This is a genomic window from Arthrobacter terricola (genome assembly GCF_004354015.1).
GTDB lineage: Bacteria > Actinomycetota > Actinomycetes > Actinomycetales > Micrococcaceae > Arthrobacter > Arthrobacter terricola.
Genome location: NZ_SMRU01000010.1, coordinates 73,870 through 86,107 on the forward strand (window position 1 = coordinate 73,870; position 12,238 = coordinate 86,107).

The following is a 12,238-nucleotide window of genomic DNA, read 5'->3' on the forward strand; positions in this document are numbered from 1 at the left end:
TACTCGGTGGTGTATCCGATCTAACCGCAACGGCTTTCGATACCTAATTACACGTGTGTAACTACCGGGCCGTCAAGCTGCGCCGGGATAATAATCAACATTCCGGAGGAATTCCGGCCGCGCCACGCCCGGGATTTTTTCCGCGCGTTCCGCGTGTCGCCGCGGGAAACGGTAGCCTCGCATCAATTGAGATGAAATTCTCTTGAATTTTCGCGAATTTCATCCATCAACGACCGGGCAAAGCCATCATTGCAGCCTTAGACCATGTGGCGCAATTCACTTTCTCCGGCGACTGCTGGCGGACCGCGTGGCAAGATGTAGCCATGAGCACCCCCGCGACAAACCTGATGGCATCCCTCCGCTCCGGAAATGCCACGTCACCCCGGCTCACCTGGTACGGGCCGGACGCCGAACGGGTGGAGCTTTCAGGCCGTGTCCTTGATAACTGGGTGGCCAAGACCAGCAACCTGCTCCAGGACGAACTCGACGCCGAACCGGGCATGAGCCTGCGCCTTGACCTGCCCGCCCACTGGAAGTCCCTCGTATGGGCGCTGGCCGGTTGGCAAGTGGGAATGGAGCTGGTGCTCGACGGCGGCGGAGCGGACCTCCTGGTCACGGACACCCCCGACGCCGGCGCTGGCGCGGACTTCGACGCCGTCGTCGCCGTTCCGCTCGCAGCACTCGCGATGCGCTGGCCCGGAGAGCTGCCGATCGGCGTCGTCGACTATGCGGCCGAAGTCCGTTCGCACGGCGACGTGTTCATGGCCCATGCCGAACCGGACGCCGCGCTGCCTGCGCTGCGCCGCGCGGACGCCGCGCACGCGCACAGTGAATTGCTTGACGGTTTCGCCTCCGACCATGAATCGGGGGTCCGCTTGCTGGTCCGGGCAGGGGACGGACTGGAAGCCGCCCTTTCCCACGCCCTGGGGGCGTGGACGAAAGACGGCTCCGTCGTCCTGGTGCATCCGGACGTCGAGGTCACCCAGCACCTGCTGGACAACGAACGCGTCAGCGGCGCTTAAGTGACTCTTCGCCTTCTTCGGAACCGGACTCCTCGAGGTTCCCCGCCCTCCGGCGGGCTTCAATAAGCTCGTGGTCGTGCGAGAAGGCCGGCTCTTCGTCCAGCTCCTGGTTGAACACGAGGAACCGGTAGGCGAAGAAGCGCACCACCGTCGCAACCAAAATGCCCACGACGCCGGCGCCGAACAGGATGTTCTTGTCCTCGATGTGCATGCCGTACTTGGCGATGGCAGTGAAGCCTGTGGAAATGCCGATGCCGATGCCGTTGATCACGATGAACATGACGAATTCGCGGACCACGTTTGCCTGGCGGCGGTGCCGGAAGGTCCAGAACCGGTTGGCAACCCACGAGAAGATCGTGGCTGCGGTAGCGCCGACAAAACGGGCCTTCGCTTCACTGTCCGACATCGCACCGTGCATGAGATAGTAGGTGAGGCCGTTGTCTATGACGAACCCAACACCGCCGACAGCGCCGAACTTGGCTACTTCGCGCCAAAAGAGCGAGGCAAGCCCGCGCATGCGATCTGCAAGTGAATTGATCATGACCCTCCATGGCCGTGGTTATTTGGGGGCCGATGGGCCGAAATCCCCATTTTAGCGCCGTTTCCTTGGAGCCCGCCGAATGGATCCGGGCTCCAAGGCCGCCAAAGCACCCCTGATTAGTCTCAAAACCGACGAGGAATCAAGGATCCGGCCGCCGGTTCGGTAGGCTGAACCTTGTGACTTTTCCAGTAATTGGTGTGGTGGGGGGCGGCCAGCTCGCCCGAATGATGGCTCCGGCAGCAACAGCCCTCGGCTTTGAACTCCGGGTCCTGGCCGAAGGCGAGGACGTTTCGGCGGCCCAGGCAGTGGCAACGGCTCCCGTCGGAGACTACAAGGACTTGGCGGCCCTGCTCGAATTCTCCAAAGGCCTGGACGTCATGACGTTCGACCACGAGCACGTCCCCACCGAACACCTGCGTGCCCTCATCGAGGCCGGCGTCAACGTGCAGCCGGGCCCTGACGCCCTCGTCAACGCACAGGACAAGCTCGTGATGCGCGCGGCGATCGACAGGCTCGGCCTCCCCAACCCGGCGTGGGCAGCAGTCCACGGCGTGGAAGACCTCGTAGCCTTCGGCGACGAAACCGGGTGGCCGATCGTCCTGAAGACCCCGCGCGGCGGGTACGACGGCAAAGGCGTGCGTATCCTGCACTCCGCCGAGGACGCCCGGTCCTCCAGCGACTGGTTCGAATCCATGAGCCCGCTGCTCGCAGAAGCTAAGGTCGAATTCAGCCGCGAGCTTTCGGCGCTCGTGGCGAGGACTCCCGACGGCGAATCCCGCGCCTGGCCGGTGGTCCACACCATCCAGGTGGACGGTGTGTGCGACGAAGTCATCGCCCCGGCCCAGGACATTCCCGTGGAAGTTGCCGCAGCCGCCGAAGAAGCCGCCTTGCGCATCGCCAATGAACTCGGCGTTACCGGCGTCATGGCCGCTGAGCTTTTTGAAACTCCCGGCGTCGGCGTCGGCTTCTTGATCAACGAGCTCGCGATGCGCCCCCACAACACGGGCCACTGGACGCAGGATGGTTCGGTCACGAGCCAGTTCGAACAGCACTTGCGCGCTGTCCTCAACCTCCCGCTGGGTGCCACGGACGCTTTGGGTGCGGTAGTGGTCATGAAGAACTTCCTCGGCGGCAGCAACGAGGACCTTTTCAGCGCCTATCCGAAGGCCCTCGCCTACGAGCCGGCCGCGAAGGTCCACTGCTACGGCAAGTCCGTGCGCGCGGGCCGCAAGATCGGCCACGTCAACTTGGTCGGCACGTCGGCCGCGGACGTCGATTCCATCCGCAAGCGCGCCACGGTAGTGGCCGAAACCATCCGTGATGGCCGCCTGCCGGCAGAGACAACCACCGAGGAGACCGCATGAGCGCAGAGAAAACCGCAGCCCCGATCGTCGGCCTTGTCATGGGCTCGGATTCCGACTGGCCCGTCATGGAGGCCGCGGCGGACGCCCTGGCCGAGTTCGGCATCCCTTTCGAAGCCGACGTCGTCTCCGCACACCGCATGCCCACCGAGATGATCCGCTACGGCCAAACCGCGCATGAACGCGGCATCCGTGTCATTATCGCCGGCGCCGGCGGAGCGGCCCACTTGCCCGGCATGCTTGCCTCAGTCACTCCCCTGCCCGTCATCGGCGTCCCTGTGCCGCTGAAGACCCTCGACGGCATGGACTCCCTTCTGTCGATCGTGCAGATGCCCGCAGGTGTTCCCGTGGCCACCGTGTCGATCGGCGGGGCACGCAACGCGGGGCTGCTCGCCGTTCGGATGCTCGCGTCCGGAAGCGACGACTTCGCGGTGCGATTGCGCGGCGAGCTCCTCACCTTTGCCCAGGAACTCAACAACACGGCCAGCGAAAAGGGAGCCCGGTTGCGCGACAAGGTGGCCGAGGTATTCTCCACCGCCAACGTCTCCGCGCGGAGCGGCCGCTAGGAGTGCCGGGTTTGTCCAGCAGCCAGGCCGGCCCCCATCACTCCGGGACCGGCCTGACCGGTCCCGTGCGCCTTCCGCAAGGGGCGAGTCCATTCCACCTATTTGCCAGTTCCGTGACGACAAGGATTCCCTGCCGTGTACCAGCTTGAGAACGTATTGCGCCCGTATGCGTGGGGATCGACGACGGCGATCTCCTCGTTGCTGGGAAGGCCCGCCTCGGGCGGCCCGGAAGCTGAGCTGTGGATCGGAGCGCACCCTGACTCGCCGTCGGTGGCCACGCGTCCCGACGGTTCCCTCGTTGGCCTGGACGAACTGATCAGCACGGACCCGGCCCATTTCCTTGGCGAATCCAGCGTGGCCGAATTCGGCCCCCGATTGCCCTTCCTCACCAAGCTTCTTGCCGCGGACAAACCCCTGTCGCTGCAAGTCCACCCGCGCCTGCAGCAGGCCAGGGAAGGCTACGCCCGGGAGAACGCGGCCGGCCTGGCCGCCGACTCGCCGGAACGCAATTACCGCGACGACAACCACAAGCCGGAAATGATCCTCGCCCTCACGCCGTTCCAGGCCCTGTGCGGATTCCGTCCCGCCGCACGCTCCCGGCGCGTTTTCGAACACCTCGCGAAGCTCTTGGACCTCGCCGTCATCGAGGTTCCGGAAATCATCTCCGGAGTCGTCGCCGACCTCTCGATGTCCGACGAATCCACCGCCCTCCGGGCTGCCTTCACACGGCTCATCGACGGCGGAGAGGCCGTCTCTGCCGCTACTGAGGAAGTGGTTTCGGTCCTGCGTTCCGGCGCTCCGATGGGCCAGCACACCGCGGAACTCACCGCGCTGCAAAGCATCAACAACGAGTTCCCCGGCGACCCCGGCGTCTTGATTTCCTTGCTTTTGAACCTCGTCTTCCTGGATCCGGGCGATGCCATCTATTTGCCTGGCGGGAACGTCCACGCCTACCTCAAGGGCTTTGGCGTCGAGGTTATGGCGGCTTCGGACAACGTGCTTCGCGGCGGACTCACCCCGAAGCACGTCGATGTGCCCGAACTCCTGAAGAACATCGAATTCGAATCCCTCGGCGTGCCACACATCTGGCCCAGCACAACCGGCCTTGGCCAGGACGTGTATGTGCCGCCGTTCCGTGAATTCCAGCTCCAGCGCATCGAACTGGCTCCCGGCGCGGAACCGGTGCCGCTCGCCCAGGCGGGTCCCGCCGTCGTCCTCGTCGTGTCCGGCGACGTCGTGCTCGACTCCCCCAAGAGCGAGCTCGGCCTCGCACATGGCGGAAGCGCCTTCATCCCGGCTTCGGAAGAACCCGTCATGGTTCACCCGGCAATGGGCAGCACAGCACCGAGCATCGCCTTCGCCGTCACCACCGGGCAGGAGAACTAGCGGTGGAGTATTTCCTGCAAACGCCTGCGTGGGCTTCCTTCCAGCGGTCGCTCGGCCGCACCGTCCACGAGCAGTCGGGACCGGGCTGGCGATTCCTCGCCATCGAAGAGAAGAACCCTGCGGGAAAGGTGCTCTACGCGCCTTACGGTCCGGTGGCGGAATCGCTTGAAGCGTTCGACGCCGCCCTCGCCGCCCTGGTGGCCATCGCGCGCCGTGCGGGGGCTGTATTCGTCCGGATCGAGCCCGTCACCGCCGGGTTCGGAGCGGACGACGGCGATGCCGTGCTCAGGGCGCGCGGCCTGCAGCCTGCGCCGTCCAACCAGCAGCCGGAATTGAGTTGGGTGGTAGACCTCGCCGGAGATTTCAAGGACGTCCTCGCGGCCATGAAATCCACCAACCGGAACCTCTACCGCAACATCCACAAAAAGGGCGTCACGTTCCGCTCGTCGCAGGATCCCGAAGAAATTTCCATCCTGCTGAACTTCCTGCACATGACTGCGGCACGCAACGGCTTCAAACCCCAAAGCGATGAGTACCTGGGTTCAGTGGCCCGCTCACTCATGCCCGCCGGCGTCGGGACCCTCTTTGTTGCCGAACTCGAAGGCGAGCCGATCGCTGCGGCCTTGGCCTACGACTCCGCCGACACCCGGACTTACGCCCACGCGGCGCTCGATGACACGCACCGCAAGCTCAGTGCGGGGATCCCCTTGCTCGTCACCCTCATGGCCGACGCCAAAGAGAAGGGGCTCCAGCATGTGGACCTCTGGGGTGTTGCTCCGGAAGACGAACCCGACCACAAGTGGGCCGGCTTCACCGCGTTCAAGAAATCCTTCGGGGGCCGCGAGATCTCGTACCCCGGAACGTGGGACCTCCCGGTGAACAAGCTCCGGTATGGCGCTTACCAACTGGCACGGAAGCTTCGGGACAAGCTGCGTTAATCCCTTCTTCCAATTAGCCCGACGAAAGCCTTGGGACAGCAAAAAGCGCCCTGTTGCGGGAGCGGCATCAAATCGACGAGGAACGAGGAGATAGCCGCAGAGCAATGGGGCGCTTTTTGCACACGAAGCTTACTTACGGGCGTAGGTTTCCCACTTGTTCGCGTGGTGCTCTGCATCGACGAAGCGGATGGTGCCGGACTTGGAGCGCATCACGATGGACTGGGTCAGAACCTTGTCCTTGGAGTAGCGGACACCCTTGAGGAGGTCGCCGTCGGTAATGCCGGTGGCCGCGAAGTAGCAGTTGTCGCTCGTAACGAGGTCGTTCGTGGACAGCACGCGCTCGAGGTCGTGGCCGGCGTCGATGGCCTTCTGCTTCTCGTCGTCGCTCGTGGGCCAGAGACGGCCCTGGATCACGCCGCCCAGGGACTTGATGGCACATGCAGCCACGATGCCTTCCGGCGTACCGCCGATACCCATGAGGGCGTCGACGCCGGTACCGGACCGGGCAGCGGCGATGGCACCTGCGACGTCGCCGTCCATGATGAACTTGGTGCGGGCACCGGCGTCGCGGATTTCCTGCACGAGGGGACGGTGGCGGTCACGGTCCAGGATCATGACGTTGAGCTGGTTGACCTTGACGCCCTTTGCCTTGGCGATCAGGTGCAGGTTCTGCTTCACCGGCAAGCGCAAGTCCACCATGTCGGCAGCTTCCGGACCCGTGACGAGCTTTTCCATGTAGAACACGGCGGAGGGGTCGAACATGGAGCCACGCTCAGCGACGGCGAGCACGGCGAGTGCGTTGTTGATGCCGAGGGCGGTGAGGCGGGTTCCGTCGATGGGGTCGACGGCGACGTCGCACTCCGGTCCGGTGCCGTCTCCAACCTGCTCACCGTTGAAGAGCATGGGAGCTTCGTCCTTCTCACCCTCACCGATGACAACGACGCCGTTGAAGTGGACGGTGTGGAGGAATGAACGCATCGCGTCGACGGCTGCGCCGTCCGCCTTGTTCTTGTCGCCGAAGCCAACCCAGTGACCACCGGCAATTGCCGCTGCCTCGGTAACGCGCACCAGTTCGAGGGCCAGGTTACGGTCCGGCTCGTCGGTCCCAACTGCGAGTGCGGGCGAGAGAGTGGAATAATTCGGGGAAATTGACGCTGGAGACACGTGAACCTCTTCTTCGATGCGATTCGTGGGACCAGGAATGGCCACACCAAGCCTTTTTGAACCTGGCGTTTTTTGAAGCTGGCGGCCTGGATGATTCCTCGTTATAGGACGATCATAGTCGCGGAAGAGCGCCTCGGTCATGGGATGACCGTCCCTAAGAGTAGCCCTTGCGCACACCCTTCGATGTGTATTAGACGCGCGGATAGGGGACTATTGGATGGTGAGTGAAACGCAGGACAAAGCAATGGGCAGCACTTCCCTGACTGAAGGCACCGCCGCAGCAAGCCACCCGGTCCCGGCCGGTCAACCCGTCGTTAAGCCCGTTATCGCGGCGAAAGCAGCCAAGCGGGCCAATGCCTCCGTGATCGGGATGATCATTGCGCTGCTCCTGTGCGTCCTGGCGTTCCTGCCGATCGTGCTGATGAACCCGGCCCCGAAGAGCGCCACCTTCCGGCCGGACGTGGATGTGGCGGCGACTTCGGCCAACGCCAAAGATGTGGCGGGATTCACACCTGTTGCACCCAATACCGGCGAAACATTCAGTCCGAACTACGCGCGCTGGGAATCCGGGACCAACAATGGCGTCCCCACCTGGGAGGTCGGCTACCTCACTCCCAAGCAGGCTTTCATCGGGATAATCCAGACCCGCAAGGGCAACCCGACGTGGGTCTACCAGGAAACCGGCAACGCTCCGGTCACCGGCACCCGGAGCGCCGGCGGGCATGACTGGGAACTCCATGACACTGGCAAGGGAAGCCGCAGCCTGGTCCTCAACTACCGCGGCACCACTGTCATCCTCAGCGGCACGGCCGGTTTCGATGAGTTCGACACGATGGCCACGGCCGTGGTGAAAGCGATGGACGCGGCGCCTGTCGCCTCCCCGGACGCGAGCTCGCCCGCCAGCGACACAGGTTCGCAGCCTGCCACCACCAAGCCGTAAAGTAGCCGAGTGGCTACTTACTTGACTCCTGCCCTTGCTTGGCGCCGTTTGCGCGAAGGAAACGAACGCTTCGTTGCCGGGGAATCCCAGCACCCCAACCAGGATGCATCCCGGCGGAGCTCGCTCGTCAACGACCAGCACCCGTTCGCGGTAATCTTCGGCTGCTCGGATTCCCGGCTCGCCGCCGAGATCATCTTCGACCTCGGCCTCGGCGATGTCTTCGTCATCCGCACGGCCGGACAAGTGATCGACGACGCCGTCCTCGGTTCCCTCGAATACAGCATCAGCCAACTCCATGTTCCGCTCATCGTGATCCTTGGCCACGACAGCTGCGGTGCGGTGACGGCGACCAAGGCTGCGGTGGAAACCGGTGAGATGCCCACAGGCTTCATCCGGTCCCTCGTGGAGCGCATCACGCCGTCCGTCCTGACCGCGAAGCGCAACGACGAGACCGAAGTGAACGACATGGTGGTGGAACACGTCAGGCAGACCGCGCACCGGCTCGCTGACAGCTCGCGTGTGATTTCCGACGCCATCGACGACGGCCGGGTGGCCGTCGTCGGGCTCTCCTACAAACTCGACGAAGGCCGCGCGGCGCTGGTTTCCGGCATCGGCCAACTTTAAAAGCCTGCTTACGGGCCTCCCCGGAGGCCCGTAAGCCGGACCGTAGCGTTGGAGAGCGGGTTTTCGGTCAAGCGGCCGCTCGCCATAAGCTAGCCCCATGACTTCCACTCAAGAATCCAGCACGGCCGAGTTCCGTATTGAACATGACACGATGGGCGAAGTTCGCGTCCCCGTGAACGCCCTGTACCGCGCCCAGACGCAGCGCGCCGTGGAAAACTTCCCGATCTCAGGCAAGACGCTTGAGCGCGCACACATCGAGGCCCTGGCCCGAGTCAAGAAGGCCGCGGCCCTGGCAAACGCCGAACTGGGGGTGCTCGACGGCGAGCTCGCCGGGGCAATTGCCAACGCCGCGGATGAGGTCGCTGCCGGAAAGTACGACGGCGATTTCCCCATCGACGTCTTCCAGACGGGTTCCGGCACGTCCTCCAACATGAACACCAACGAGGTCATCGCCGAGCTCGCCTCCCGTGCACTGGCCGCCAAGGGTAGCGACAAAGTTGTCCACCCGAACGACCACGTCAACGCCTCGCAGTCCTCCAACGACGTCTTCCCGACGTCCGTCCACGTTGCCGCTACCTCAGCGCTGATCAACGACCTCATCCCGGCCCTGGAATACCTGGCTGCCTCGCTCGACCGCAAGGCTGCGGAGTTCAAGGACGTCGTCAAGTCCGGCCGTACCCACCTCATGGACGCCACCCCGGTGACCCTGGGCCAGGAGTTCGGCGGCTACGCGGCACAGGTCCGCTACGGCATCGAGCGCATCAACGCCGCCCTCCCGCGGGTCGCAGAGGTCCCCCTCGGCGGCACTGCCGTGGGTACCGGCATCAACACCCCGGAAGGCTTCCCGGAGCGCGTCATCGAACTCCTCGCCGCCGACACGGGACTGCCCCTCACCGAGGCCCGCGACCACTTCGAAGCGCAGGCAAACCGCGACGGCCTCATCGAAGGCTCCAGCCAGCTGCGCAATATCGCGATCTCCTTCATGAAGATCAACAACGACCTCCGCTGGATGGGTTCCGGCCCCAACACGGGCCTCGGCGAAATCGCCATCCCTGACCTGCAGCCGGGCTCGTCGATCATGCCCGGCAAGGTCAACCCGGTCATTTGCGAAGCCTCGATCATGGTTTGCGCCCAGGTCATCGGTAACGACACCGCAATTGCGTGGTCCGGCACCAACGGCGCCTTCGAGCTCAACGTCGGCATCCCGGTGATGGCCGCCAACCTGCTCGAATCCATCCGCCTGCTGGCCAACACCAGCCGCGTCATGGCGGACAAGATGATCGACGGCATCACCGCCAACGTGGAGCGCGCCCGCTTCCTGGCCGAGGCTTCCCCGTCCATCGTGACCCCGCTGAACAAGTTCATCGGCTACGAAGCCGCTGCGAAGATCGCCAAGAAGGCCGTCGCCGAAGGCTTGACCATCCGTGAAGCCGTGGTTTCCCTCGGTTACCTCGAGCGTGGCGAATTGACGGAAGAGCAGCTCGACAAGGCCCTCGACGTCACCACCATGACACGCCCGGCCCACAAGGCCTAGCCTCCGGCCCGTTCACTCAGCCAGCCCGACGGCGGCCGGCGCCTTCCCCACGGAACGCGCCGGCCGCCGTCGTACTCCCCGAGTTTGTGTACACGTCACACCCCTTAAACGGCCGTTCAAGGCCGTTTAAGGGTCAATAGGTGTACACAAAACTCAATCGCGCTGGTAGACGACGTCGGTGCCCGGCGCGAGTGCGAGCCGGATGGTTTCGCGGTGGCCGGCGCTGATCTCCGGCAGGTTGTCGATATCGAACCACCCGACGGCGATCGACTCGTCGTCGTTGACCCTCGCCTCGCCGGAAACATAACGGCATTTGAAGGCGATATCCAGGAAGTCACAGACGTCGCCGTTGGGGTAAGTGACCGGACCGATCACGCCAACAGCCAGGATCCTCTCCGTTTCAGCAACCACTGCGGTCTCTTCGAAGATCTCGCGGATCAGTCCGGGCGCCGGGTGCTCTCCCGGCTCCAGCATCCCCGTAATCAAGGTCCACCGGCCGTTGTCCGCCCGCTGGCACAGGAGGACCCTGTTCTCGCCGTCCAGGACCACTCCACGGACGCCCGGCAGCCACAAGGGATCGTGCCCGATCTTCTCGCGGATGTTCAAGATGAATTCCGGGACTGCCACTCAAAGCCTCCATTTCCGGATGGGAACCGCCAGTAGGGCGAGTATCCCACGGCGTCGACCGAAGGACAGCCCTTGTCCGCGGCAGGACCGTTCAGGCCGGCAGCACCAGCATGGCCGCGGCGGCCCCCGCCAGCATGAACGGCCCGAACGGGATGGACGATTTCAGCGTGCCGCGCCGGGATACCAGCACCGCCAGGCCCCACAGCCCGCCAAAGAGGAACGCGGCGAATGTTCCAACGAAAACATGGGCCCACCCCAGGTAGCCAAGGTAGAGGCCAAGAACGCCGGCGAGTTTGACGTCGCCGAAACCCATCCCCGGCGGGTAGACGAGGCGCAGGATGAAGTAGAAAACCCACAACACCGCTCCCCCGGCCACGATCCCCAAGTACGGCACGCCAAGGAAGGAAGCACCGCCGTCGGACGTCCCCGCGGCGATCGCGGCGCCCAGCAGGAGCACCCCAGCGATCGCGTACGACGGGAACACGATCCTGTTGGGCAGCAAGTGATGGCGCACGTCAATGACTGTCAGCCGCGCAGCCATGATCGCAAAGTACACGCATGCCGCAAGCAAGAGCCAGAAGGCCGGGAAACTCGTCCCCCACAATTCGCCGAGTCGTCGGATCACCCTCGGATGCTATCGGGTTTCGCAAACGTTCGCCGGTCACGCACGTCTAAACTGTGGATATGGGGCGATTCAGTGCAGGAATCCAAGGAAACGAAACCAGCGACATGCCCTCGATCTTCCGGAACCTCTGCCGTTCCTCCCCCTGGAAATGGACCAGCTTGAGGTTCGAATACCTTGACCGCCCCGGCAACGAAAGCGACATCGTCCGGGCGTGGCTTCGGCGGCCGGGGGCGCTCCGGCTCGAAACGCAGGACGGAAAACTCCTCCACAGCACCACAGGCATCAACGATTCCCGCGACGGCCTATACCTCGGTTCCAAGCGCAAGTCCTGGCTCTTGCCCGCCCACCTCGTGACTCCCGTGTACGACGCCGTCGGCTTGGTCCGCCGACGCCCGGAGGCCGCCTACGGGGAGCCGTCCTTCGGCAACGGACGCTTGGCGGCAGCGCTGGATCCCGTGGAGCTCTCCGGCAACGCACCGGTCCCCATCGAGTTTCCCGAATCCAACCGGCTTGAGCTCGGCCCCATCCGCGAAGTGGAACATGAGGGCCGCCCGGCCTTGGAAACCATCGCGACGCCGGGACGCACCTATGTCCCTTCGGACGCCACCCAGCCGCTTTGCTTCCCGGGGCGTACCTTGTTGCGCGTCGACTCAGGAACCGGCGTGTGCGTCGCCAGCCAGTCGCTCGACGGCGACACCTCCGGCCAGGGCCATTGGATGCGGATCCTCGGGGTGGACGAATACATGCTGGATGACCTCTTCCTCGCCCAATCGATGAACCTCACGGACGTCCGGAAGCACATCAGTTGGGACATCGGCCCGCGCGCTTGAGCGAGCGTCGGTAGTCCAGGCAAGAGTCCGGGCAAGCGAAGGGCCGTGGCGGGCGAACCCGGCCACGGCCCTTCGCACTG

General features: G+C 64.3%; 13 protein-coding genes. 9 read left to right on the top strand and 4 right to left on the bottom strand.

The window, feature by feature from the left end; translation table 11 throughout:
* Positions 1 to 323: 323 nt before the first annotated feature.
* Positions 324 to 1,022, top strand: coding sequence for a TIGR03089 family protein (locus tag E1809_RS10070; protein ID WP_133204096.1), 699 nt, complete (start codon positions 324 to 326; stop codon positions 1,020 to 1,022).
* Here the strand turns inward: E1809_RS10070 and E1809_RS10075 are convergent.
* Complete coding sequence (locus tag E1809_RS10075) at positions 1,009 to 1,563, bottom strand: GtrA family protein (RefSeq protein WP_133204097.1); 555 nt, start codon at positions 1,561 to 1,563, stop codon at positions 1,009 to 1,011. The genes E1809_RS10070 and E1809_RS10075 overlap by 14 nt on opposite strands.
* A 176-nt stretch (positions 1,564 to 1,739) precedes the next feature.
* Here E1809_RS10075 and E1809_RS10080 point away from each other — a divergent pair, with 176 nt between their 5' ends.
* The 4 genes from E1809_RS10080 (at position 1,740) to E1809_RS10095 (ending at position 5,814) form a co-directional block, all read left to right on the top strand.
* Positions 1,740 to 2,927, top strand: coding sequence for a 5-(carboxyamino)imidazole ribonucleotide synthase (locus E1809_RS10080; RefSeq protein WP_133204098.1), 1,188 nt, complete (start codon positions 1,740 to 1,742; stop codon positions 2,925 to 2,927).
* Positions 2,924 to 3,490, top strand: coding sequence for a 5-(carboxyamino)imidazole ribonucleotide mutase (gene purE / locus E1809_RS10085; protein WP_133204099.1), 567 nt, complete (start codon positions 2,924 to 2,926; stop codon positions 3,488 to 3,490). Before E1809_RS10080 ends, purE begins: the two co-directional genes overlap by 4 nt.
* Before the next feature lie 135 nt (positions 3,491 to 3,625).
* On the top strand, positions 3,626 to 4,876 hold the full coding sequence (gene manA, locus E1809_RS10090; RefSeq protein ID WP_133204100.1) for a mannose-6-phosphate isomerase, class I: 1,251 nt from the start codon (positions 3,626 to 3,628) through the stop codon (positions 4,874 to 4,876).
* Between the two features lie 2 nt (positions 4,877 to 4,878).
* Positions 4,879 to 5,814, top strand: coding sequence for a lipid II:glycine glycyltransferase FemX (locus E1809_RS10095; protein ID WP_133204101.1), 936 nt, complete (start codon positions 4,879 to 4,881; stop codon positions 5,812 to 5,814).
* A gap of 129 nt (positions 5,815 to 5,943) precedes the next feature.
* On the opposite strand, the gene glpX is transcribed toward E1809_RS10095, so the two are convergent.
* The gene (gene glpX, locus E1809_RS10100; protein ID WP_374102689.1) at positions 5,944 to 6,963 is read right to left on the bottom strand and encodes a class II fructose-bisphosphatase; all 1,020 of its coding nucleotides are present in this window, start codon (positions 6,961 to 6,963) and stop codon (positions 5,944 to 5,946) included.
* A gap of 259 nt (positions 6,964 to 7,222) precedes the next feature.
* Between glpX and E1809_RS10105 the strand changes: the two genes are divergently transcribed.
* The 3 genes from E1809_RS10105 (at position 7,223) to E1809_RS10115 (ending at position 10,076) form a co-directional block, all read left to right on the top strand.
* Positions 7,223 to 7,918: a DUF4245 domain-containing protein gene (locus tag E1809_RS10105; RefSeq protein ID WP_133204103.1), complete on the top strand. Its 696-nt coding sequence runs from the start codon at positions 7,223 to 7,225 to the stop codon at positions 7,916 to 7,918.
* 9 nt (positions 7,919 to 7,927) lie between these two features.
* Entirely contained in the window at positions 7,928 to 8,542 is a 615-nt protein-coding gene (locus E1809_RS10110) for a carbonic anhydrase (protein ID WP_133204104.1), read from the top strand.
* A gap of 97 nt (positions 8,543 to 8,639) precedes the next feature.
* A complete protein-coding gene (locus E1809_RS10115; RefSeq protein ID WP_133204105.1) occupies positions 8,640 to 10,076 on the top strand; it encodes a class II fumarate hydratase in 1,437 nt (478 codons plus the stop codon).
* A 153-nt stretch (positions 10,077 to 10,229) separates the two neighbouring features.
* On the opposite strand, the gene E1809_RS10120 is transcribed toward E1809_RS10115, so the two are convergent.
* Positions 10,230 to 10,703 (bottom strand): NUDIX hydrolase, encoded by a 474-nt coding sequence (locus E1809_RS10120; RefSeq protein ID WP_133204106.1) that lies wholly within the window; start codon positions 10,701 to 10,703, stop codon positions 10,230 to 10,232.
* A 91-nt stretch (positions 10,704 to 10,794) separates the two neighbouring features.
* A complete protein-coding gene (locus tag E1809_RS10125) occupies positions 10,795 to 11,328 on the bottom strand; it encodes a prepilin peptidase (protein WP_133204107.1) in 534 nt (177 codons plus the stop codon).
* A 59-nt stretch (positions 11,329 to 11,387) separates the two neighbouring features.
* Here E1809_RS10125 and E1809_RS10130 point away from each other — a divergent pair, with 59 nt between their 5' ends.
* Positions 11,388 to 12,158 carry a hypothetical protein gene (locus tag E1809_RS10130; protein WP_133204108.1) on the top strand — a complete coding sequence of 257 codons (771 nt, stop codon included), beginning with the start codon at positions 11,388 to 11,390 and terminating at the stop codon, positions 12,156 to 12,158.
* The last annotated feature ends 80 nt before the right edge of the window (positions 12,159 to 12,238 follow it).

Coding starts and splice junctions, on each gene's coding strand:
- E1809_RS10075 (WP_133204097.1), bottom strand. CDS start 1,563: ATGATCAATTCACTTGCAGATCGCATGCGCGGGCTTGCCTCGCTCTTT.
- E1809_RS10070 (WP_133204096.1), top strand. CDS start 324: ATGAGCACCCCCGCGACAAACCTGATGGCATCCCTCCGCTCCGGAAAT.
- purE (WP_133204099.1), top strand. CDS start 2,924: ATGAGCGCAGAGAAAACCGCAGCCCCGATCGTCGGCCTTGTCATGGGC.
- E1809_RS10105 (WP_133204103.1), top strand. CDS start 7,223: ATGGGCAGCACTTCCCTGACTGAAGGCACCGCCGCAGCAAGCCACCCG.
- E1809_RS10130 (WP_133204108.1), top strand. CDS start 11,388: ATGGGGCGATTCAGTGCAGGAATCCAAGGAAACGAAACCAGCGACATG.
- E1809_RS10115 (WP_133204105.1), top strand. CDS start 8,640: ATGACTTCCACTCAAGAATCCAGCACGGCCGAGTTCCGTATTGAACAT.